Origin of the sequence: Variovorax paradoxus, from assembly GCF_029919115.1 — a bacterium.
GTDB lineage: Bacteria > Pseudomonadota > Gammaproteobacteria > Burkholderiales > Burkholderiaceae_C > Variovorax > Variovorax paradoxus_O.
Genome location: NZ_CP123990.1, coordinates 1,034,072 through 1,054,929, shown reverse-complemented (window position 1 = coordinate 1,054,929; position 20,858 = coordinate 1,034,072). Strand labels below are relative to the sequence as shown.

Genomic DNA, 20,858 nt, shown 5'->3' with positions numbered 1-20,858 from the left:
ACTGTGGGCACCGCCCCCCAGGCCGAGTCGGCGCCGCTGCGCGTGGTGCTGGCTGCCGAAGCGCTGCGCTTTGCATGGCCGGGCATGAAAACGCCCTGCATCGATATAGAGGCTTTTCGCATCACTGCCGGCGAGCTGGTGTTCCTGCACGGCCCGAGCGGCTGCGGCAAGAGCACCCTGCTGTCTTTGCTGGCGGGCGTGCTGGTGGCCGATGAAGGCCGCGTGACGCTGCTGGGGCACGACTGGTCGCAGCTCTCCGGCGCCGCGCGCGACCGCTGCCGCGTTGCGCACGTGGGCTATATCTTTCAGCAGTTCAACCTGCTGCCGTACCTGAGCGTGCTCGACAACGTGCTGCTGCCCTGCCGCTTCTCGCAGCGGCGCGAAGCGCAGGCCGCGCGCAGCGGCAGCTCGCGCGGCTCACGTGACGAGGCCGAGCACCTGCTCGACCAGATGGGCCTCGACCGCAACCTGTGGAAGCGCCAGGCCATGCAGCTTTCGGTCGGCCAGCAGCAGCGGGTGGCAGCGGCACGTGCACTCATCGGCCAGCCCGAGGTGGTGATTGCCGACGAGCCCACCTCCGCGCTCGACGAAGACCGGCGCGAGGCCTTTCTGGACGTGTTGCTCACGGCCTGTGCAACCCACCAGAGCGCCCTGGTGTTCGTGAGCCACGACCAGCGCATTGCGCAGCGCTTTGCCCGCCACGTGCTGCTGCCCGACATCAATCGCGCAGCGACCGCGGCAATGGCGGCGGACGCATGAAGGCCCACCCATGAGCGCTCTTTTTTCCATTGCCTGGCGCAGTGCATGGAACCGCCGTTTCACGCTCGCGCTCACTGTGTTCTCTATTGCGCTGTCGACTTTCCTGCTGCTGGGCGTGGAGCGCATTCGCACCGAACTGCGCGAGAACTTTGCGTCGTCCGTTTCCGGCACCGACCTGATCGTGGGTGCGCGCACGGGCTCCACGCAGTTGCTGCTGTATTCGGTGTTCCGCATCGGCGCCGCCACCAACAACATTTCCTGGAAGAGCGTGCAGGCCCTGGCCGCGCACCAGGGCGTCGACTGGGTGGTGCCGCTTTCGCTGGGCGATTCGCACCGGGGCTTCGCGGTGCTGGCCACTTCTCCCGAATACTTCACCCGGTTCCGCTACGGCAACCGCCAGCCGCTGCAGGTGCGCGAAGGCAAGCCCTTCAGCGCACTGTTCGACGCGGTGGTGGGCGCCGAAGTGGCCGACAAGCTCGGCTACCACGTCGGCCAGAAGATCACCCTTGCCCATGGCAGCGGCGAACTCAATGCATCGGAGCACGCCGACAAGCCCTTTACCGTGGTCGGCGTGCTCGCGCGCACCGGCACGCCGGTCGACCGCACAGTGCACATCGGGCTCGAGGCGATGGAAGCCATTCATCTTGAATGGGTGGGCGGTGCACCCATGCCCGGCGTGAAGATTCCAGCCGAGCAGGTGCGCAAGTTCGACCTCACGCCAAAGAACGTGACGGCCGCCCTTGTCGGCCTGAAGAACCGCTCGGCCGTGTTCGGCGTGCAGCGCTGGATTTCCACCTACGCCGGCGAGCCGCTGATGGCCATTCTCCCCGGCGTGGCGCTCGACGAACTGTGGAGCGTGATCGGCATCGGCGAGAACGCGCTGCTGCTGATGTCGGCGCTGGTCGCGCTGGTGAGCCTTGCGGGGCTTATCTCGGTCGTGATGGCGGGGCTGAACGAGCGCCGCCGCGAACTCGCCGTGCTGCGCGCCGTGGGCGCCGGCCTGCGCCATGTGCTGGCGCTGCTCGCGCTCGAGGGCGCCATGGTGACCGTGCTGGGCGTCGCCTTCGGCCTGGTCATGGCGGTGCTTGGCATTGCCCTGCTCGCGCCATGGCTGCAGTCGCAGTTCGGACTGACACTGAGCCTTTCAGAACCTACACTGAACGAATGGCTGCTGATGGCGAGCCTGCTGGTTGCCGGCTGGCTCGCAAGCCTGCTGCCCGGCATCCGTGCCTACCGGCTCTCGTTGGCCGACGGTCTCTCACCCAGGATTTGAAACCATGCGCACCGCAAAGAAGACCTCCACGTTCCGGGCTTTCACCCGGCTTTCGATGCTGCTCGCCGGCGCCGGCCTCGCAGCCGCCACATGGGCCGCCGAACCCGCGCCCAAGGACACGACCGCATCGAATCCGCTCGGCGGCAAGGCGGCACCGGCCGCACCAGCTGCCGCGGCCAAGGGCGCCCCGGGCCAGCCGCGGCAGATCACCTGGGAAGAACTGGTGCCCAAGGACTGGGACCCGGCCAAGGAATTCAAGGGCATGGACCTGAGCTCGCTGAACGACGGCGATCCGCGCGCCAACGAGCTGCTCATGAAGATGCAGGAGGTGTCGAACAACGCACCGACCAACCCCGCGATGAACGGCGCCGAAATCAAGATTCCCGGCTTCATCGTGCCGCTTGAAGAAGCCAAGGGCGAAGTGACCGAGTTCCTGCTCGTGCCCTACTTCGGCGCCTGCATCCACACGCCGCCGCCGCCGGCCAACCAGATCCTGCACGTGGTGGCGTCAAAGGGCGCCAAGTTCCGCGCCATGGACACCGTGTGGGTGACCGGCAAGCTGCAGACGATGCGCAACGACTCGATGATGGGCGTGAGCGGCTATCACGTGAACGCGACGAGCGTCACCAAGTACGCGGGCGGCGCCAAGTAAATACCGGCACAGACCGCCGCATCGACGATGCGCGCGGGCGTGGTCGTCGGCGGCGCAAGCGGCATGCCGCTACTGCTTGCCGATTTCGGTCAGCAGCCGGGTAACGAGATAGAGGCGCGGCACGATCGAGTCGACCTCGATGTATTCGTCGCGCGCGTGATAGCCGAAGCCCGCCAAGCCGAAGCTCTCGACCACGGTGGCCTTGCCGGAGCGGCCCGCATAGCCTGCATCGGTGCCGCCGCCGGTCATTGGCGTGAGCGCGAGCTCGCGGTCGATTTCCTTGTAGATGGCCTGGGCCTTCTCGGCCAGCGCCCGGCCCTTCTCGCCCGCGACGAAAGCCGGGCGACCCACTTCCACCTTGAGCGTGGTCTCGGTGTCGGGCACAAGCTTTCCGCTCGCGAGCTTCGCCTGCAGGGCGGCCTCGAGCTTCTTCTCGGCGCCGGGCTGCGTGATGCGGATGTCGCCGAGCGCCTGCGCCTTCTCGGTGATCTGGTTGATCGGGCCGGTGGCACGCGCCACGGTCCAGTTGAGCGCCACGCCGGGAATGTCCTTGGCCACGTCCCGGGTCTGCAGCAGCTGGTACGACAGCTCGTACAGCGCGTTGCGCCCCAGCTCGGGTGCGGCACCCGCGTGCGACGCACGGCCCTTCACTTCGAGCGTGGCCTGCGCGATGCCGGCAGCGCCCAGCAGCAGCGATTCGCCCTTGGCCACCGACTTGGCCGCGGTGGGCTCGAACGACAGCACCGTGTCGTGCTGGTCGGCCATGGCCGCGATGATTTCACCGGAGCCCACCGAGCCCACTTCCTCGTCGGGGTTCATGAGTACCGTGAGCGTGTCGTAGTCGCGCCAGCCCGCATCGGCGAGGATTTTCAGCGACGCCAGCATGACCGCCAGCCCGCCCTTGTCGTCCGCAATGCCTGGGCCGTAGATCCGATTGCCGTCCACCTTGTAGGGCTGGCTGTTCAGGATGCCGGCGGCGTACACCGTGTCCATGTGGCCCTGCAGCATGATCTTGCGCTTGCCGGTTCCCTTGATGGTGCCGATGACGAGATCGGCGCCCGCTCCGGCTGCGGCCTTGCGCCGCTCGGTCTTGAAGCCGGCAGCCTTCAGGCGCCCCTCCACCACGTCGGCCATCTTGAGCAGGCCATCGACATTGAGGCTGCCCGATTCGATCAGCACCATTTCCTTGAGGTTGTCGATCACCGCTGGCTGGGCCTTTTCGGCGGCGGCAAGCAGCTTTGCATCGGGCGCGGCATGCACCGCGGCAACCGCGCCGAGCACGAGGCTCGAGGCCAGTGCAATGGCGCGCAGGGCAAAGAAAGACGAAGAGCGAACTGTCATGAAGGTTCTCTTTGTTGGAGTGGATGGCGGGCGCCAGCATATCGAGCCGAAGCCCGCCGCGCTGCAAATTGGCGACAGTGCCGTGGCGCGGGCGGAATGGCCGGCAGGCGCCGGACCGCGCATATGGTTGGCCGTGTGCAACAGGGTTCGCAGCGTCAATCGCTGCCGCGGCCGAGCCGCAGGACAGGCAGCAGGCACAGGGCGGCACAGGTTGCGCCGGCCCCCACGAGAAACGCCGCCGTGATGCCGAACCACTGCGTCGCAAGGCCGACTGCGGGCCCTGTCACTCCCATTGCGATGTCCGCAAACGCGATGAAGTTGCCTACCGCGCGGCCGCGCTGCTGTGGCGGCACCGACCGGGTCGCCAACACACCCATTGCCGGAAACACGAGCGAAAAGCCCAGCCCAGTCAGCGTTGCTCCCCCCACCGCCATTGCGGGCGTGGAGGCCCGCCAGACGAGCACCTGCCCGACGGTCTCGAAAATCAATGACCCCACGGCCACGCGCGTCGCGCCGAAGCGGTCCGGCAGGCCCGAGCCGACCAGCCGCACGAAGACATAGGCGGCACCGAAGCCGAGCAGCGCCGTGCCGGCATTCGGCCAGCCATGGGCGGCGTAGTCGAGCGTCAGGAAGGCTGCCATCGCGGCATAGGGCACCGTCGCCAGTGCGAGCACGAGGCCCGGCCGCCAGATCAGTCCAAGCACGCGATGGAAGGGCACGCGTTGTCCGCCCGCCGCGGCCACGGCCGGAAGGCGCACTGCGATGATCCAGGCCAACATCGGCGCCAGCAGCGCAACCACGCCCACGCCGCCGAAGCCGTACGACGCCTGCACGGCCAGCCCGAGCGGCGCGCCGAGCCCGAGCGCAGCGTAGATAGCGATGCCCGTCCACGACATGACTTTGCCGGTGCGAGCGGCGCCCACGCGCGCAATGCCCCAGCTCATCAAGCCGGTGAGAAACAGGCTTTCGCCAAGCCCCGCCACCAGCCGCCCCAACAGCAGGACGGCAAGCTTCCCCAGAGGGTCGATGGGCAAGGCGCTCGACAGGCCATAGGCCAGCCCCGAACAGGCGGCCAGGGGAAGGCCCAGAATCACGGCGGCGCGCGGCCCGCGCTGGTCGCAGAGCGTTCCGGCCTGGTGCCGGGTCAGCAAGGTGGCGAGCGACTGGAGGCCGATGGCCCAGCCCACGGTGGCCGCGCCGAATCCCAGGTGGTCGCGCACCTCGAGGGCGAGCGCGGCCAGGGGAACGCTGATTGCAAGGAATCCGAGGAAGACCGCCAGTACCACCGGGGCGAGCCCCTTGAAAGCAGAAGGGGTCTCGAGCGGGCGAACGGAAGCGGATGAGAAAAGTGATGTCATGCCAAGGCGCGTCTTTATGGATCGAGATACTCCCTGCTGGGATCCTCTCGACAAAGGACGCGTTGGATGACGGTAACGCTTACGGCAGTGCCATGGGAGCGACTGCGGCCGCGACTATAGCGTTGGCGCCGCGCCGCAGTCAACACCCTGCAAGAGGCGTTCTTTCATTCCTTCCTGCTGCCGCGGAGCTTCTTTGCCGCGGCCTTGCGCACCGGCTTCGGCTCCGACGCCTCGCGCGCCGACTTCATGTGCCCGCTTTCCGCCGTGGTCATGCCCACGATCCTTGCGAGCTGGCGGCTCACGCTCACATAGGCGTGGCCGATGCGGCTGTCGAAGTACAGCGAGTCGCCGCGTGCAAGGCGCACGACCTTGCCGTTGTCGAAGTGCACTTCGATTTCTCCCGAAAGCACATAGGCGAACTCTTCTCCCGCGTGCCTCACGAAGTCTTCGGGGCCATGGATGCGCCGTGCGTGCACGGTGCCGACGATCGGGCTCATCTGCTTGCCCGCGGCCGTGGTGCCCAGGAACTCGTAGGCGATTGAAAGGCCGCGATACACCACGCCCTTGCCCGCGCGCGTGACCACCGGTCCATCGAGTTGCGCTGGCTTGATGCCGGCACCCGCGAACATCGCGTTCATGTCCATTTCGAGCGCGCGGCCGAGCGCGGTGAAGTTTTCGTACCCGAGCGCGAGTTGCCCGCGTTCCGCGCGCGAAATGGTGGTGATCGACACGCCCGAACGCTCGGCCAGTTGTGCCAGCGTCCAGCCGAAACGCTTGCGTGCGGTGCGCAGCCGATTGCCGAAGGTGGTGCGGTCGAGCGTGGGCTGCTGCTCGCCCCTGGGCTTGGTCCCCGGCTTGGTGCCCGTGTGTGGATTCACGCTTGGCTCTCTCTTGTAGTGCAGCACGATTCTGCCAGTGCAATGTCCGATTCCCGGCCCAGGCTCTCGCTTTCGGTTTCGTGAATTGCGTATTCGCAAATTGCGTGGACGCAAATTCCACCGGCACGGTGCACGTTGCTACTGAATTGGCCCGCCCGAATAAATTTGCGTATACGCAAATTTCTACCTACACTTTCAGCCATGACTTCGAACACACCAGCGCCCGTTGCGGCCGACTATCTCGTGATTGGCGGCGGCATTGCCGGCGCCTCGGTGGCTTACTGGCTTGCGCCGCATGCCCGCGTGATCCTGCTCGAGCGCGAAGCCCAGCCCGGCTATCACTCCACCGGCCGCTCGGCCGCGCTCTTCATGGAAAGCTACGGCACGGCGCAGGTCCGCGCGCTCACCATGGCAAGCCGTGCGTTTCTCGAACATCCGCCCGAAGGTTTTGCCGAGCATCCGCTGCTCACGCCACGCGGTGCCTTGATGGTGGCCGACGCAGAGCACGTGGCCGAACTCGAGGCCCACTGGGAAGTGCTGCGCGCGATGAACACAGGCGCAAAGCGCCTCAGCAGCGAAGAAGCCATCGAGATGGTGCCGGCGCTGCGGCCCGAACAAGTGGCAGGCGGCGTCTATGAGCCCGATGCTTCCGACATGGACGTGCACGCCATTCACCAGGGCTACCTGCGCGGCATGCGGCAGGCCGGCGGCAAGCTGGTGTGCGACGCCGGCGTGACGGCGCTCGAACGAGTGGGCGACCACTGGCGCGTGACGGCGGGCGACGTGGTCTACGAAGCGCCGGTGGTCATCAATGCGGCGGGCGCGTGGGTCGACACCATTGCGCAACTGGCGGACGTGCGGCCCATCGGCATCGAGCCGCGCCGGCGCTCGGCGTTCATCTTCGCACCGCCCGAAGGCTGCAACGTCGCCCACTGGCCCATGGTGTTCAGCGCGGATGAGGGCTGGTACATCAAGCCCGACGCCGGCATGCTGCTCGGCTCGCCGGCCAACGCCGATCCGGTCGAGCCGCAGGACGTGCAGCCCGAAGAACTGGACGTCGCCTTTGCCATCCACCGCATCGAGGAAGCCACCACGCTCACCATTCGCCGCCCCACCCGCACATGGGCCGGCCTGCGCTCCTTCGTGGCCGATGGCGACCTGGTGGGCGGCTTCGAGCCCCAGGCGCCCGGCTTCTTCTGGCTGGCAGCGCAAGGGGGTTACGGCATCCAGACTTCGCCGGCCATGGGCGAGGCCTGTGCGGCACTCGCACGCGGATTGCCGGTGCCGCAGCGCATTGCGAGCTTTGGGCTCACGGCCGAAATGCTCGGGCCGCAGCGCTTGCGCGTCAACTGAAATAGCCGGGTAGCGAAAGGCTGGATGGCTGGAGAGAGCTGGTTCAAAGCGGCCTAGTCGGGCGCGTTCATCACCCGCGCAAACTCTTCGTCTGCGGGCACGTTGTCGGCATCGAGCTCGCTGGCGTCCGTCAGGTCGATGCCGGTCCCCGACAGGTCGTCGTCGGCTTCGGATTCCGATTCTTCGAAGTCGTCGACGGGCGAATCGTCGTCGTCATCTTCGGGCGATGGCGGTGCGGGGCGCTTCTTGGCGTCGACGTTGTTCATGATCGGTTCCTCGGCGATGAGATAGGCGAAACATTCGTCAGACCCCCGATGTTGCACCTCTTTCGGGTGCCGTGCGTCAATTCCCCGGAACAGCGTCGGTTTCGGAACGTATCCATCGCCCTCGCGCAACTCAGTCCTTGTGCGCCGGGGCCGCTTCGCCTTCGTGCGCATGGCCGTGATCGGCGTGGCCGTGTTCCGAGTGGCCGTGATCCGAGTGGCCATGATCGTGCTCGCCGTGTGCAAGCCGGCTCACAAGCGTGACGAGCGCAATGCCCACCACAAGCCAGGCGATCTGCGCCGCGGTCTGCCGCGCGGGCAAGCGCTTCTGCAGTTGTGGAATCAGGTCGGCCAGTGCCACATAGACAAAGCTGCTGCTGGCCAGCACCAGGAAGTACGGCAACCATCCGTGCAGCTGGTCGACGAGCCACCATCCGACGATGCCGCCGAGCATGGTCATGGTGCCGGCGAGCGACACCTTGACCAGCGCCGCCCGCTGGTTGGCCGAACTCTGGCGCAGCACCACGAGGTCTCCGATGTGATGCGGAACTTCGTGCGCGAGCACCGCAATGGCGGCTACCAAGCCAAGGCGCATGTCCGCGATGAAGGCGGATGCAATCAGGATGCCGTCGCCGAAGCAGTGCACGCTGTCGCCGGTGAGCACGGCCCAGCCGCCGCGCCCGTGAGGCGCGCGGCTGTGCGAGTGGCCGTGGTCGCCGTGGCCATGGTTGTGGGCGTGGCCATGGGCATGATCGTGCGCGTGGTCCGCCTTGTGCCCTGCGGCGACCGGCCCCGGCGCCGGGCTACCGTGGTGATGCTCGTGCCCGTGGTGCCAGAGCTCGGCTTTATCGAGCAAAAAGAAGAACACCAGGCCGAACAGCAGCACGCCGAAGAGCAGCGCCGGTTCGATGCGGCTTTCGAAGGCTTCGGGCAGCAGATGCATGAAGGCAGTGGCAAGCAGCGCCCCCGCAGCCAGGCTCAACAAGTGCTGCGAATTCACCCCGCCCGATCCGCTGCGCACGCCCACGCGCAAGAGCAGGGCCGCGAGCCATACGCTTCCGATGCCGGCAACCAGGGTCGCCGCAATGATCACTATCAAATTCATAGCTGCTTGCGCAATTTCGGTGGGCATCGATGCCCGACAACGTTCATACAAAGAGAAAGGCCGTCACGTGGACGGCCTTCGGCGGTGAGTGGCTACAGGCCGTCGTCAGACGACGCCATTGGCTTTGAACCAGGCCGTGGCTCGCTGCCATCCGTCCTCGGCCGCGCTTTTCACGTAGCTGGGGCGGTAGTCGGCATGGAACGCGTGGCCTGCTTCGGGATACACGACGAAGCTCGAAGCCTTGGCAGCCGGAGTCCCATTTGCCAACGCTGCTTTCATCTTATCAACCGTGTCAAGCGGGATGCCCTGGTCTTTTCCGCCGTACAAACCGAGCACGGGCGCCTGGAGGTTGGCCGCAATGTCGATGGGATGCCGGGGCGTGAGTTCGCCCGGCTGGCCGACCAGCCGGCCGTACCATGCGACGCCGGCCTTGACCTTGCCGGTGGCGGCATAGAGCCACACGATACGGCCGCCCCAGCAGAAGCCGGTAATGCCGGCCTTGGCAACATTGCCGCCGTTGGCCCCGGCATACGCAAGCGCGCCGTCCAGGTCGGCCATGACCTGCGCATCGGGCACCTTGCTCACGATGTCGGCCTGCAGCTTGGGAATGTCGGTGTAGCCGCGCGGATCGCCCTGCCGCGCATAAAGCTCGGGGGCAATGGCCAGGTAGCCGAGTTGCGCAAAGCGGCGGCAGGTATCGGCAATGTATTCATGCACGCCGAAGATCTCCTGGATCACCAGGATGACCGGCAGGCCCGTCTTGCCGGCCGGCGCCGCCGCATAGGCGGGCACCTCGAAGCCGTTGACGGTGTACTTGATGGGCCCGGCCTTCAGGCCTTCGGCCGAAGTGCTGATGGCGGTCTGTGCCATGACCGGCATCACGGCGGCCGCATAGCCCACGCCGATGGCGGCCTTGAGTGCGGTGCGGCGCGTGGCGCCCTGCTCTGTGCTCTCGCCGGGGCGAAGCGAATCGAAGTCGGAACGGCTGTCATCGCGAAGGGACATGGGAAGGGCTCCAGTGGAATCGTCGGACTGAAAGGACGTGAAAAGGGGATGCGTGAAAACGCACGCCGCAATGTAGGCGAATTCAGCCCAGCCCGTATTCGACCGGCTGTATGCCAACAGGGTTGCTTGTGACCTAAAGTCTTCAGTCGCGATAAGCGCGGCGGGCCAATGCGGCGGCCAGCACCTGCGCCGGATCGACCAGGTCCAGCCCGGCAACCGCGGCCGAGCCCTGCAGTCCGAGCGGCACCTCGGTGCAGCCCATGATGATGGTGACCGGCCCGTGGCGTTCCGCGAGCCGCAGCGCCACCTGCGAAAAACATTCTTCGGCAAGCCGCATGTTTCCGGCCTTCACGCCGTCGAAGATGCCGCGCGTGATGGTGCGGCGTTCCTCCTGCAGCGGCACAAGGCAATCGAGCCCCGCCTCGGCCAGCGCCTGCTCGTACAGACGCACGCGGTAGGTGCCCTCGGTGGCCATCAGCGCCACATTGCCCGCCCCTTGCGCGGCAAGATGCTGCGCCACCTCGCGCGCCATGTGCAGCAGTTCCACCTGGGGAAAGCGTTCCTGCAGCCGGGCATGCCAGGCATGCGCGGTGTTGCAGGCAATGGCCACGGCCTGGCTGCCCAGCGCAGCCAGCCGTCCCAGTGCCTGCAGCATCGGCTCCAGCGGCTGGTGCGCACCGTTGTCCGCCGAACCCAGCGCATGGGTGCGGTCTGGCACCGGCACCTGCGCCAGCCAGTGCTCCGGAAAAGACTGGTCACGCACCGGCTCCCCGCGTGCCTGCATCTGCTGGGCGCACGCCTGCACGAAGAGACGGACGAAGTCCGCCCCCGCGGCAGGGCCCATGCCGCCCAGAATGCCGACTACGTTGGTTGAAGCCATTGCGCGCAGTTCCGTGGATCAGGTCGCCGGCTTGTCTGAAGGGGCCTTGATGTTGTCCTTGAGCTGCTGGCTCATGGGCAAATTCAGCGGCACGTTCTTCGGCGGGATCGGCGACATGAACCACTTGGTGTAGAGCTTTTCGAACTCACCGCTCTTCATCAGGCCGGTGAAGGTGTCGTCCACCAGCTTCTTGAAGGCCGGGTCGTCCTTTGGCAGCATGCAGGCATAGGGCTCGACCTGCAGCGCCTCGCCCACCACCTCGTAGTCGGCCGGGTTCTTGGCGTTGGCAATCAGGCCGAACAGCAGGATGTCGTCCATGGCAAATGCCACGGCGCGGTCGCTCTCCACAAGCAGGAAGGCGTCGGCGTGGTCCTTGCCGAGCACGATGTCCATGTCGAGATTCTTCTCGGTGTTGTACTTGCGCATGACCAGCGCATTGGTGGTGCCGGTGGTGCTGGCCACCGTCTTCTTGGCCAGGTCCGCGTAGTCCTTGATCTTGGAAGACTTCTTGGTCAACAGGCGCGTGCCCGTGTAGAAGTGGTTGACGGCAAAGGCCACGTCCTTGCCGCGCGCGGTGTTGTTGGTGGTGGAGCCGCACTCCAGGTCGACCGTGCCGTTGGTAATCAGCGGAATGCGGTTCTGCGATGTCACCGGCATCAACTGCACCTGCAGGTTGGGCTTGTTGAGCTTTTTCTTCACCGCCTCGACCACGGCGTTGGAGAGTTCGACCGAGAACCCGATCGGCTTGTTGGGGCCGTCCAGGTAGCTGAAGGGCACCGACGACTCGCGGTAGGCGAGAGTGATCTTGCCGGACTCGGCGATCTTGGCCAGCGTGTCGGCGGCCTGGACGCCGGTGGCGGTAAGCAGCACCACGGCAGCAGCGGCCATCAATGCGGAGAGTTTCATGCGAGCCTTCTTCAGTTGGTTGAACAGAGCGGCCAGTGTAAGAAGGAGTGACACATCGCGACAATTCCAAATGAACCCTAGGTCATACCCAAAGGTTATGGCCTCGCCCTCTGCAATGCGGCCATGCGGTTTGGCTATGGGCCACCGCGCTTTTGGCATTTCCGGGCATTCGCGCGCGCCCCTACATTCACCGCACCCTCTCTCAATGTCCTTCTTCCGAAAGTTGCCTCCATGCATGTGTGTGTGCTCGGCGCCGGCATCGTGGGCCTGGCGACCGCCTGGCAGCTCGAACGCCGGGGCCATCAGGTTACGGTGATCGACCGCGCGACGCCTGGGGCCGGCGCGAGCGGCGGCAATGGCGCCCAACTCAGTTATTCGTATGTGCAGCCGCTGGCAGACGCGTCGATCTGGCGGCAATTGCCCAAGCTGCTGCTTTCGCCAAGCTCGCCGCTCAAGCTGCGGCCCCAGCTCGACCCCTTGCAGTGGCGCTGGGGGCTGGAATTTCTTGCAGCCTGCAATGCCGAGACCTCGCGCGACACCACCTCGCAGCTGCTGGCGCTTGCCGCATCGAGCCGCGCCGAGTTCGAAACCATGCGGGCCGAACTGTCGCCCGATTGCGACTTTTCCGCGACCGGCAAGCTGGTGCTCTACAGCAACGCATCGTCGCTCGAAAGCGCGCGGGCCCAGCTAGAGCTGCAACGCACCATGGGCAGCAAGCAGCGCATGGTCGCGCCGCACGAGTGCGTGGCAATCGAGCCCGCGCTCGAAAGCTACCGCAGCCAGATTGCGGGGGCGGTCTACACGCCAAGCGAATGCGCAGCCGACTGCCTCAAGGTATGCGCCGAACTCATGGGTGCGCTGCGCGCGCGCGGTGTGCGCTTTCTGCTCGGCACCGACGTGCACGGCTTTGCGCGCGACGGCGCGCGGGTGGCCGCGGTGAAATCGAGCGAAGGCGACATCGAGGCAGACGCCTTCGTGATGGCCCTGGGCTCGGCCTCGCACAAGCTCGGGCGTGCGCTTGGCGCCTACCTTCCGGTGTACCCGCTCAAGGGCTACAGCATCACGGTCGAGGTCGATCCTGCGCCCGGCGCCGCGCCCAGGGTGAACGTGACCGACAGCGCACGCAAGGTGGTGTTCGCGCGCATCGGATCGCGCCTGCGGGTGGCGGGCATGGCCGAACTCGTGGGGCACGACGCGAGCATTCCGGCCACACGCATCGAGACGCTGGCAGCCGCGACGCGTGCGGTGTTCCCGCATGCCAGCCGGCTGGAAGAACTGCATCCGTGGACCGGCATGCGGCCCGCCACGCCCAAGGGGCTGCCGATCATCGGACGGCTCGCGAGCGCGCCGTCGAACATGCTGTTCAACACCGGGCACGGCGCGCTGGGCTTCACGCTGGCCTTCGGCTCCGCACGGCGGATTGCCGAAGCGCTGGAGCCCGCGGCGGCATTGGCTTGAAACTTCGCGGACGGCAGGCGGGCCTCAGGCGGCCTGCTCGATGGCCTCGCGCATGCAGCGCGTAATGCCGCGAACCGCTACCGAATCGGGCCGTCCCGCAAAGCGCAACGCGCGCACCGGCACCGGAATGTGCGGCTCCAGTGCCAGCACCTCGACCTTGGTACTGTCGGCGGAGCGAGCCGTGCAGGCATCGACCAGCGCCACACCCAGCCCATGGTGGGCCATCGACAACGCTGCGTGGTAGGTCTGCACCGTGACCACCGCCTGCTGAAAACCCACGCCCGCCTGTCGGCAGGCCTGGCTCAAGCTGGTGCCCACCGGGTCGCGGCTGTCGAGCCCGATGACTGGCCGATCGACCAGATCGTGCAGCGCCACCGAACCGTTGCGCACCAGCGCACGCGGGAGCATGCCCTTCGGCGCAATGCACACCATGCGCGTGTCGGCGAGCGTTTCTTGCGTAAGCGAGGGATGCACCGCGGGGCTGAAGACAAAGCCCACGTCGGCCTCTTGCAGCAGCAGCGCCGACATGATCTGCGGCGAATGCAGCGATTCGACGGTGATCGAATAGCCCGGATGCTTTTCGCGAAACGCCTTGAGCGCGCGCGGCAGCACCTCGTAGCTCAGTGCCAGCACGCTCAGGATGCGCAGCTCGCCCGTGTCGCTGCCCGCGCGCAGGTTGGCTGCGAGGCGCTGCACCTCGTCGAGCTGCGCGAAAAGCCGCTCGATGTGCGGATACAGCGTGAGCGCCTCGGTGGTCGGCGTCAGCCGGCCCTTGGCGCGCTGGAACAGCGGAAAGCCCAGTTGCAGCTCGGCATGCTGCAGCGTGCGGCTTACCGCCGGCTGCGTGATGTTGATGAGCCGCGCCGCCGCGCTCACGCTGCCCGTGAGCATGATGGCGTTGAAAACCTCGATGTGACGCAGCCGCATGGAACTCAGTTGCCGACTTTGTTGCGCGAAAGGTCCATCACCATGCGGGTCGCAAGATAGAGCCGCGGCTCGATGGAATCCACCAGCACGTATTCGGCATCGGCCGAGTGCGCGCCAAAACCCTGCAGGCCGAAGCGCTCGACCACCGGCGCCTTGGTCTTGAGGGCGGCAAACGCCGCATCGGTACCGCCGCCGGCAGCCTTGTCGTCGGCGCCCAGCGGCTTGCCCACTTCGTCCTTGTAGATGCGCTGCGCGTGCGCGGCCAGCGCGCGCGAGGCGTCGGTGGCTTCGAGCGGCGGACGGCGGCGCTCGAACTTCAGCTCGACCTTGGCCTCGGGAATCAGTTGCTTCTTCACGCGCTCCTGCACCTGCTGCTCGATGCGGTCGTAGTCGCTCACCTTCAGCACGCGCACATCGGCGCTGGCGGTGGCACTGGCCGGAATCACGTTGCGGTTGCTGCCTGATTTCGAAATGGTCCAGTTCATCTTGAGGCCCGTTGCAGGGTCCGACAGGTCACGCATCTGCAGCACCTGGTGCGAGAGCTCGTAGAGCGCGTTCACGCCCTGCTCGGGCGCAGAGCCCGCATGCGATGCCTTGCCCGTGACATTGAGCGTGACCGAGGCAATGCCCGCGGTGGCAAGCGAAAGCTTGTCTTCCTTGACCGAGGCGCCCTCGAACGACAGCACCGCATCGTGCTCACCGCCAAGCCGCGTGATGAGCGCGCGCGAACCGGGCGAGCTGATTTCCTCGTCGCCGTTGATCAGCACGGTGAGCGTGCCGTAATCCTTGAACTTGAGCGCCTGCAGCATGGCCACCGTGTGGATGATGACCGCCACGCCCTGCTTGTCATCTGCAATGCCGAGGCCGTAGGCCTTGTCGCCTTCGACGCGGAACGGCTGCTTGTTGAGCATGCCCACGGCGTAGACCGTGTCCATGTGCGCAATGAGCATGATCTTCTTCTTGCCCGTGCCCTTGAAGGTCGCGCGTACGACGCGGCCTATTTTTTCGGGCGTGTCTTCCATGCGGTAGGCCTCGGCACTGGGGTCGATGAACTCGACCTCGCCGCCCAGCGCCTTGAGCTTGCCGGCGATGAGGTCGGAGATCTTCTCGAGGCCCTCCAGGTCGCGGCTGCCGGACTCGATGCCGACGAGCTGCGACAGCGAATCGAGCAGCGGCTGCTTCTGCTCGGCCGCCAGCGAGGCGATGCGCGCATCGGGTGCGGCCAGCGCGGCCTGGCAGGCTGCGGCGATCAGGAGTGCGCCGCCTGCGCGGCACCAGGAACGAACGGGGAACAGGGTCATGAACGGCTTCCTTGTGTTTTTCTGGTCCGCGCGGCGGGTACCGGGCGGGTTCGGCATTCTTCCATGCAGGCCGGCATTGCGGCGACCAGCGCATCGACAGCGCAGCGCGTCTTGGCGGGCATGTGGCGCGAGCGCGGCCACAGCACATGAATGGGCATGGCCGCGGCGCGGTGGTCGGCCAGCACGGGCTCGAGCTGTCCGGATTGCACGTAGCGTGCCAGCAGCCAATTCGGCAGCCATGCCACTCCGGCACCCGCAATGGCTGCATCGGCCACCGCCTGCAGGTCGTTCAGCCGCGCATGCCAGGGCAGATGCACGGTGTGCGCGCGGCCTTGCGGATCGCGCAGTTCCCATCGCTGCGAATGGCCGGGGCCGCAATAGTCGATGCCCCGGTGCTGCGCCAGCGCGGCCACATCAGCCGGCCGCCCGAAGCGCGCGAGGTAGGCCGGCGCGGCAGCGAGCAGCATGGTCTGCTCGCCGAGGCGGCGGGCCAACAGCCGGTCGCTGTCGGGCAGCTCGCCGATGCGCACCGCAAGATCGTAGCCCTCCTGCAGCAGGTCGACCGTGCGGTCGCTGATGGCGATGTCCACCTGCAGTTGCGGATAGCGCTCGATGAGGCCCAGCAACGCCGGCGCCGCATGGTGATGGCCGAAGGCCAGCGGCAGGCTGGCACGCAAGCGGCCGCGCGGTTCGCGCCGGCCGTTTTCGAGCCCCGACTCCGCGGCCTCGAGTTCCGCCTGCGCGCGCAGGCAGTGCTCGTAGTAGGCCTGCCCTTCCTCGGTCAGGCTCTGGCTGCGGGTGGTGCGCTGGAGCAGCCGCACGCCGAGCCGCGCCTCCAGCCGTGCAAGCGCCTTGCCCACTGCCGAACGGGTGAGGTTCAGCCGCTCGGCCGCGAGCGTGAGGCTGCCGCTTTCGACTACCTCGAGAAAAGTCTGGATGCCATCGAAACGATCGGTCATGGCTCGGGATTGTGCCTTCTGGTTCCCGAATCTACTGAACCGATGTCCTCAATGAAGAAGTTGATTCCCGACAAGATAGCGGCATGACACCGTCCTCTACTTCCACCCCCCGCCGCGCTGCCGCCGCGCTCACCGCCATTTGCCTTGTTGCACTCATGTTCGGGCTCGAAATCTCGAGCGTGGCGGTGATCCTGCCGGAGCTCGAGCGCGTGCTGCATGCCGACTTCCAGGACGCGCAATGGATCATGAACGCCTACACGCTGGCTTGCACCTCGGTGCTGATGGCGGCCGGCACGCTGGCCGACCGGTACGGCCGCCGCCGCGTGCTGATGGCCAGCCTGTGGCTGTTCGGGCTGGCATCGCTGGCATGCGGCTGGGCGTCGAGCGCGCCGCTCCTGATTGCCGCGCGTTTCGTGCAGGGCGTGGGCGCAGGCGCCATGATGATCTGCCAGTTCGCCATCCTGTCGCAGCAGTTCCGCGAACCCGCGGCCCGATCGCGCGCCTTCGCAGTGTGGGGCGTGGTCGCGGGCATCGGGCTGGGCTTTGGTCCACTGGTGGGCGCCGCCATCGTGGCGTTGGCCGACTGGCGCTGGGTCTTCCTGGTGCACGCGCCGCTGGCGCTGCTCACGCTGGGCCTGGTGCGCGCCAGCGTGCAGGAGTCGCGCGACCCCGACGCGCACCGCCTCGACGTGGCGGGCATGCTCACGCTCACGCTTGCGGTGTTTGCGCTGGTCTACTTCATCACGCTCGGCACAGTGCAGGGTTTCGCAAACGCGGCGGGGCTGGCCCTGCTGGCGTTGGCGCTGGTGAGCCTCGGGTTGTTCATTGCGGCCGAGCGGCGCAGCGCGCATCCCATGTTCGATTTTTCGGTCTTCCGCATCCACCGCTTCAACGGCGCGATGATGGGCTCGATGGGCATGAACTTCAGCTTCTGGCCGTTCATGATCTACCTGCCGATCTACTTCCAGTCGGCGCTCGGCCACAACCTGATGCACGCGGGCTGGGCCCTGCTGGCCTACACCCTGCCCACCCTGCTGGTGCCGCCGCTGGCCGAGCGGCTGGCGCTGCGCCATGGCGCCGAGCGCGTGATTCCGGGCGGCCTCGGCTTGATAGCCCTGGCCTTCCTGCTCATGGCGGCGGGCAATGCGCGCGGCAGCGACGCGGTGGTGATTGCCGCTTGCCTGGTTGCGGGCATCGGCCTCGGCCTCACGAACTCGCCCGTTACCAACACGAGCACCAGCGCGGTGTCGGCGGCGCGCGCGGGCATGGCCTCGGGCATCGACTTCAGCGCGCGGCTGATCACGCTCGCCTTGAACATCGCGCTGATGGGATTCGTGCTGGTGAGCGGCATTGCGCGCCACCTGGGTGACGCCGGCCTGCGCGCCGGGCCCGGAGAACTGCTGCAATTGGCGCAGGCGGTGGCGGCGGGCAAGCTGGACACCCTGCCAGGCGTGGCCGGCTCCGCACTCGCGCAGGCCGCCCTGCGCCAGGGCTTTGGCGACGTGATGCTCTATGCCGGTATCGGCGTGGGGCTGCTGGCGCTCGCGAGCCACGCCTTCTTCAGGCGCGGCCGCCGCTCAGTGGGCCTTGTCCCAGTCGGGGCCGATGCCGATCTCCGCTAAGAGCGGCACCTTCAGCTCCGCCACGCCGGCCATCAGGCGCGGGATTTCGGTGCGCACCCATTCGACCTCCGCCTCGGGCACTTCGAACACCAGTTCGTCGTGCACCTGCATGATCATCCGGGTGGCGCGCTTCTCGGCGTCGAGCACGTCCTGCACCTTGATCATGCTGAGCTTGATCAAGTCGGCCGCCGTGCCCTGCATGGGCGCGTTGATGGCCGCGCGCTCGGCGCCGCCGCGTCGCGGGCCGTTGGGCGAATTGATCTCCGGCAGGTACAGGCGCCGGCCGAACACGGTCTCGACGTAGCCCTTTTCCTTGGCCAGCGCCTTGGTCTCGTCCATGTACGCCTTCACGCCCGGATAGCGCGCGAAGTAGCGTTCGATGTAGGAGGCCGCGGCCTTGGTCTCGATGCCCAGGTTGCGTGCCAGCCCGAAGCTGCTCATGCCGTAGATAAGACCGAAGTTGATCACCTTGGCGTAGCGGCGCTGCTCGCTCGACACCTGGTCGGGCGTGGAGCCGAACACCTCCGCCGCGGTGGCGCGGTGCACGTCGATGCCTTCGCGGAACGCACGCAGCAAAGACTCGTCGCCGCTGATGTGCGCCATGATGCGCAGCTCGATCTGCGAGTAGTCGGCGCTTGCAATCACGCTGCCGGCGGGCGCAATGAAGGCCTCGCGCACACGGCGACCTTCGGGGGTGCGGATCGGAATGTTCTGCAGGTTGGGATCGTTGCTCGAGAGCCGCCCCGTCACCGCCACTGCCTGCGCATAGTGCGTGTGCACGCGGCCGGTGCGCGGGTTGGCCAGCTGGCCGAGCTTGTCGGTGTACGTGCCCTTGAGCTTGGACAGGCCGCGGTGCTCCAGGATCTTGGCCGGCAGCGGATAGTCCTCGGCCAGCTTCTCGAGCACTTCTTCGTCGGTGCTGGGTGCGCCGCTCGGCGTTTTCTTGACCACCGGCAGGCCCAGCTTGGTGAAGAAGATCTCGCCGATCTGCTTGGGCGAACCCAGGTTGAAAGGCTGCCCGGCAATCTCGTAGGCCTCTTGCTCGAGCGCCATGATGCGCGTGCCGAGTTCATGGCTTTGCGCGGCGAGCGTGGGTGCATCGATCAGCACGCCGTTGCGCTCCACGCGGTAGAGCGCCTCGCTCGAATCCATTTCGAGCTGATAGATGAAGCGCAGCTTTTCGTCGCGCTCGATCTGGGGCCACAGCGTCAGGTGAACATCGAGCGTCTGGTCGCTGTCTTCGCACGAATATTCGGCGGCCTTGGCAATCTCGACCTGGCTGAACGGAATCTGGTGCGCGCCCTTGCCGCACAGGTCTTCGTACGAAATGCCGCTGCGCCCCAGGTGCCGCTCGGCCAGGCTCGCAAGCCCGTGTGGCCGGTGCGCTTCGAGCACATAGCTTTGCAGCATGGTGTCATGCGCATAGCCCTGCACCTCGATGCCATGGTTGGCAAACACGTGGCGGTCGTACTTGATGTGCTGGCCGAGTTTTTTCTTCTGGGGGTTTTCGAGCCACGGCCTGAGCTTGGCGAGCACTTCGTCGATAGGCAGTTGGGCGGGCGCATCGCCGTAGTTGTGCGCCAGCGGCACGTAGGCGGCCTCGCCCGGCTCCACGCTGAAGCTCACGCCCACGATCTGCGCAACCATTTCGTCGAGCGACGTGGTCTCGGTGTCGATGGCGGCCAGATCGGCGGCCTCCAGCCTTGCGAGCCAGCTATCGAACTGCTCCCAGGTCGTGATGGTTTCGTATTTCAGGTTGCTCGCGGGCGATGCAGCCTCGATGGCGCCAAGGTTGGATGATTCATCGAACAGGCCGCCCTGGTCGGCACTCGCAGCGCCGCCGCGGGCCTGCTGCTTCTTGATGTTTTCCTCGATCAGCTCGGGCGGCACTTCCATGGCCTCGAGCGACTTCACCAGGCTCTTGAAGCCGAACTTTTCGTAGAAGGGCTTGAGCTCGGTCGTTTGCGGGGCGCCGACGGGCAGGCCTTCGAGCGAAGGCAGGCCTGTGACGTGCCCGGCCAGGTCGCAATCGGTGCGGATGGTGACCAACTGGCGGCTCAGCGGCAGCTTGTCCAAGGCCTTGCGGAGGTTCTCGCCGGCCTGGCCTTTCACCTCCGCCGCGCGTTCGATCAGCGCGTCGAGCGAACCGTATTCGAGCAGCCATTTGGCGGCTGTCTTGGGGCCGACCTTCTCGACACCAGGCACGTTGTCGACCGCGTCGCCCACCAGCGTCTGGTAGTCGATCATCAGGTTGGGCGGCACACCGAATTCCGCCGTGACACCCGCCACGTCGCGCTTCTTGCCGTTCATCGTGTCGATGATGGTGATGTGCTCGTCCACCAGTTGGCTCAGGTCCTTGTCGCCGCTGGACACGATCACTTCCACGCCCTGCGCCGCGGCCGTCTTGGCAAGCGTGCCGATCACGTCGTCGGCCTCGATGTCGGGCACGCAGAGCACGGGCCAGCCCATGAGCTTCACCACCTGGTGGATGGGGTCGATCTGGCTGCGCAGGTCGTCGGGCATCGGCGAGCGGTTGGCCTTGTATTCGGGATACAGGTCGTCGCGAAACGTCTTGCCCGGTGCGTCGAAGATGCAGGCCGCATAGTCGGCGCGAACCTCGCGGCGCAGCGCCGTCATCATGTTGATCATTCCGCGGATGGCGCCGGTGGCGGGGCTCTTCGGATCGCCGGGCACGGCCCGCAGGTCCGGCATGGCGTGGAAGGCGCGGTAAAGATAGCTCGAGCCATCGACGAGCAGCAGCGTTTTCTTGTCGGTCATCAGGCCATTTTGCCGTGCCCGGCGCGGCGCCCGGAACCAC

Annotated in this window: 18 protein-coding genes; 6 read left to right on the top strand and 12 right to left on the bottom strand. The window is 66.6% G+C overall.

The window, feature by feature from the left end; genetic code table 11:
• Positions 1-3 precede the first annotated feature (3 nt).
• Genes QHG62_RS05040 through QHG62_RS05030 form a run of 3 tightly spaced genes read left to right on the top strand, consistent with a single transcriptional unit; the run spans position 4 to position 2,684 of the window.
• Entirely contained in the window at positions 4-759 is a 756-nt protein-coding gene (locus tag QHG62_RS05040; RefSeq protein WP_281149751.1) for an ABC transporter ATP-binding protein, read from the top strand.
• A gap of 10 nt (positions 760-769) precedes the next feature.
• On the top strand, positions 770-2,032 hold the full coding sequence (locus QHG62_RS05035; protein WP_281149750.1) for an ABC transporter permease: 1,263 nt from the start codon (positions 770-772) through the stop codon (positions 2,030-2,032).
• Between the two features lie 4 nt (positions 2,033-2,036).
• Positions 2,037-2,684 carry a DUF3299 domain-containing protein gene (locus tag QHG62_RS05030; RefSeq protein WP_281149749.1) on the top strand — a complete coding sequence of 216 codons (648 nt, stop codon included), beginning with the start codon at positions 2,037-2,039 and terminating at the stop codon, positions 2,682-2,684.
• Positions 2,685-2,753: 69 nt separating this feature from the next.
• Here the strand turns inward: QHG62_RS05030 and QHG62_RS05025 are convergent, their stop codons facing one another.
• The 3 genes from QHG62_RS05025 to QHG62_RS05015 form a co-directional block, all read right to left on the bottom strand.
• Entirely contained in the window at positions 2,754-4,025 is a 1,272-nt protein-coding gene (locus tag QHG62_RS05025) for a M20/M25/M40 family metallo-hydrolase (RefSeq protein WP_281149747.1), read from the bottom strand.
• A gap of 155 nt (positions 4,026-4,180) precedes the next feature.
• Complete coding sequence (locus QHG62_RS05020) at positions 4,181-5,383, bottom strand: MFS transporter (RefSeq protein WP_281149745.1); 1,203 nt, start codon at positions 5,381-5,383, stop codon at positions 4,181-4,183.
• A 164-nt stretch (positions 5,384-5,547) separates the two neighbouring features.
• Positions 5,548-6,261 carry a helix-turn-helix domain-containing protein gene (locus QHG62_RS05015; RefSeq protein WP_281149744.1) on the bottom strand — a complete coding sequence of 238 codons (714 nt, stop codon included), beginning with the start codon at positions 6,259-6,261 and terminating at the stop codon, positions 5,548-5,550.
• A gap of 201 nt (positions 6,262-6,462) precedes the next feature.
• Here QHG62_RS05015 and QHG62_RS05010 point away from each other — a divergent pair, with 201 nt between their 5' ends.
• Positions 6,463-7,614, top strand: coding sequence for an NAD(P)/FAD-dependent oxidoreductase (locus QHG62_RS05010; protein ID WP_281149743.1), 1,152 nt, complete (start codon positions 6,463-6,465; stop codon positions 7,612-7,614).
• 53 nt (positions 7,615-7,667) lie between these two features.
• Here QHG62_RS05010 and QHG62_RS05005 read toward each other — a convergent pair whose 3' ends face one another.
• The 5 genes from QHG62_RS05005 to QHG62_RS04985 form a co-directional block, all read right to left on the bottom strand.
• Positions 7,668-7,880: a hypothetical protein gene (locus QHG62_RS05005; protein WP_281149742.1), complete on the bottom strand. Its 213-nt coding sequence runs from the start codon at positions 7,878-7,880 to the stop codon at positions 7,668-7,670.
• 130 nt (positions 7,881-8,010) lie between these two features.
• Positions 8,011-8,982: a ZIP family metal transporter gene (locus tag QHG62_RS05000; protein ID WP_281149741.1), complete on the bottom strand. Its 972-nt coding sequence runs from the start codon at positions 8,980-8,982 to the stop codon at positions 8,011-8,013.
• A 105-nt stretch (positions 8,983-9,087) separates the two neighbouring features.
• A complete protein-coding gene (locus tag QHG62_RS04995; protein ID WP_281149740.1) occupies positions 9,088-9,987 on the bottom strand; it encodes a dienelactone hydrolase family protein in 900 nt (299 codons plus the stop codon).
• 142 nt (positions 9,988-10,129) lie between these two features.
• Positions 10,130-10,867, bottom strand: a complete 738-nt coding sequence (locus QHG62_RS04990; RefSeq protein WP_281149739.1) for an aspartate/glutamate racemase family protein — start codon at positions 10,865-10,867, stop codon at positions 10,130-10,132.
• Between the two features lie 18 nt (positions 10,868-10,885).
• A complete protein-coding gene (locus QHG62_RS04985) occupies positions 10,886-11,773 on the bottom strand; it encodes a transporter substrate-binding domain-containing protein (RefSeq protein ID WP_281149738.1) in 888 nt (295 codons plus the stop codon).
• A 231-nt stretch (positions 11,774-12,004) separates the two neighbouring features.
• Here QHG62_RS04985 and QHG62_RS04980 point away from each other — a divergent pair, with 231 nt between their 5' ends.
• Positions 12,005-13,231, top strand: coding sequence for a D-amino acid dehydrogenase (locus QHG62_RS04980; protein WP_281149737.1), 1,227 nt, complete (start codon positions 12,005-12,007; stop codon positions 13,229-13,231).
• A 24-nt stretch (positions 13,232-13,255) separates the two neighbouring features.
• Here the strand turns inward: QHG62_RS04980 and QHG62_RS04975 are convergent, their stop codons facing one another.
• Genes QHG62_RS04975 through QHG62_RS04965 form a run of 3 tightly spaced genes read right to left on the bottom strand, consistent with a single transcriptional unit; the run spans position 13,256 to position 16,418 of the window.
• Positions 13,256-14,158, bottom strand: a complete 903-nt coding sequence (locus QHG62_RS04975; protein WP_281149736.1) for a LysR family transcriptional regulator — start codon at positions 14,156-14,158, stop codon at positions 13,256-13,258.
• A 5-nt stretch (positions 14,159-14,163) separates the two neighbouring features.
• Entirely contained in the window at positions 14,164-15,459 is a 1,296-nt protein-coding gene (locus QHG62_RS04970) for a M20/M25/M40 family metallo-hydrolase (protein ID WP_281149735.1), read from the bottom strand.
• Positions 15,456-16,418, bottom strand: a complete 963-nt coding sequence (locus QHG62_RS04965) for a LysR family transcriptional regulator (RefSeq protein ID WP_281149734.1) — start codon at positions 16,416-16,418, stop codon at positions 15,456-15,458. Before QHG62_RS04965 ends, QHG62_RS04970 begins: the two co-directional genes overlap by 4 nt.
• Before the next feature lie 83 nt (positions 16,419-16,501).
• Between QHG62_RS04965 and QHG62_RS04960 the strand changes: the two genes are divergently transcribed.
• Positions 16,502-18,040, top strand: a complete 1,539-nt coding sequence (locus QHG62_RS04960) for an MFS transporter (RefSeq protein ID WP_281149733.1) — start codon at positions 16,502-16,504, stop codon at positions 18,038-18,040.
• On the opposite strand, the gene polA is transcribed toward QHG62_RS04960, so the two are convergent.
• Positions 17,996-20,818: a DNA polymerase I gene (polA, locus tag QHG62_RS04955; protein ID WP_281149732.1), complete on the bottom strand. Its 2,823-nt coding sequence runs from the start codon at positions 20,816-20,818 to the stop codon at positions 17,996-17,998. The two genes, QHG62_RS04960 and polA, sit on opposite strands and share 45 nt — an antisense overlap.
• Positions 20,819-20,858: the final 40 nt, after the last annotated feature.

Bases quoted from the DNA above. Each gene is read 5' to 3' on its own strand.
- QHG62_RS04960 (WP_281149733.1), top strand. From the start codon at position 16,502: ATGACACCGTCCTCTACTTCCACCCCCCGCCGCGCTGCCGCCGCGCTC.
- QHG62_RS05030 (WP_281149749.1), top strand. From the start codon at position 2,037: ATGCGCACCGCAAAGAAGACCTCCACGTTCCGGGCTTTCACCCGGCTT.
- QHG62_RS04975 (WP_281149736.1), bottom strand. From the start codon at position 14,158: ATGCGGCTGCGTCACATCGAGGTTTTCAACGCCATCATGCTCACGGGC.
- QHG62_RS04995 (WP_281149740.1), bottom strand. From the start codon at position 9,987: ATGTCCCTTCGCGATGACAGCCGTTCCGACTTCGATTCGCTTCGCCCC.
- QHG62_RS05000 (WP_281149741.1), bottom strand. From the start codon at position 8,982: ATGAATTTGATAGTGATCATTGCGGCGACCCTGGTTGCCGGCATCGGA.
- QHG62_RS04970 (WP_281149735.1), bottom strand. From the start codon at position 15,459: ATGACCCTGTTCCCCGTTCGTTCCTGGTGCCGCGCAGGCGGCGCACTC.
- QHG62_RS05005 (WP_281149742.1), bottom strand. From the start codon at position 7,880: ATGAACAACGTCGACGCCAAGAAGCGCCCCGCACCGCCATCGCCCGAA.
- QHG62_RS04985 (WP_281149738.1), bottom strand. From the start codon at position 11,773: ATGAAACTCTCCGCATTGATGGCCGCTGCTGCCGTGGTGCTGCTTACC.
- QHG62_RS05025 (WP_281149747.1), bottom strand. From the start codon at position 4,025: ATGACAGTTCGCTCTTCGTCTTTCTTTGCCCTGCGCGCCATTGCACTG.
- QHG62_RS05020 (WP_281149745.1), bottom strand. From the start codon at position 5,383: ATGACATCACTTTTCTCATCCGCTTCCGTTCGCCCGCTCGAGACCCCT.
- QHG62_RS04990 (WP_281149739.1), bottom strand. From the start codon at position 10,867: ATGGCTTCAACCAACGTAGTCGGCATTCTGGGCGGCATGGGCCCTGCC.
- QHG62_RS05010 (WP_281149743.1), top strand. From the start codon at position 6,463: ATGACTTCGAACACACCAGCGCCCGTTGCGGCCGACTATCTCGTGATT.
- QHG62_RS04980 (WP_281149737.1), top strand. From the start codon at position 12,005: ATGCATGTGTGTGTGCTCGGCGCCGGCATCGTGGGCCTGGCGACCGCC.
- QHG62_RS05035 (WP_281149750.1), top strand. From the start codon at position 770: ATGAGCGCTCTTTTTTCCATTGCCTGGCGCAGTGCATGGAACCGCCGT.
- polA (WP_281149732.1), bottom strand. From the start codon at position 20,818: ATGACCGACAAGAAAACGCTGCTGCTCGTCGATGGCTCGAGCTATCTT.
- QHG62_RS04965 (WP_281149734.1), bottom strand. From the start codon at position 16,418: ATGACCGATCGTTTCGATGGCATCCAGACTTTTCTCGAGGTAGTCGAA.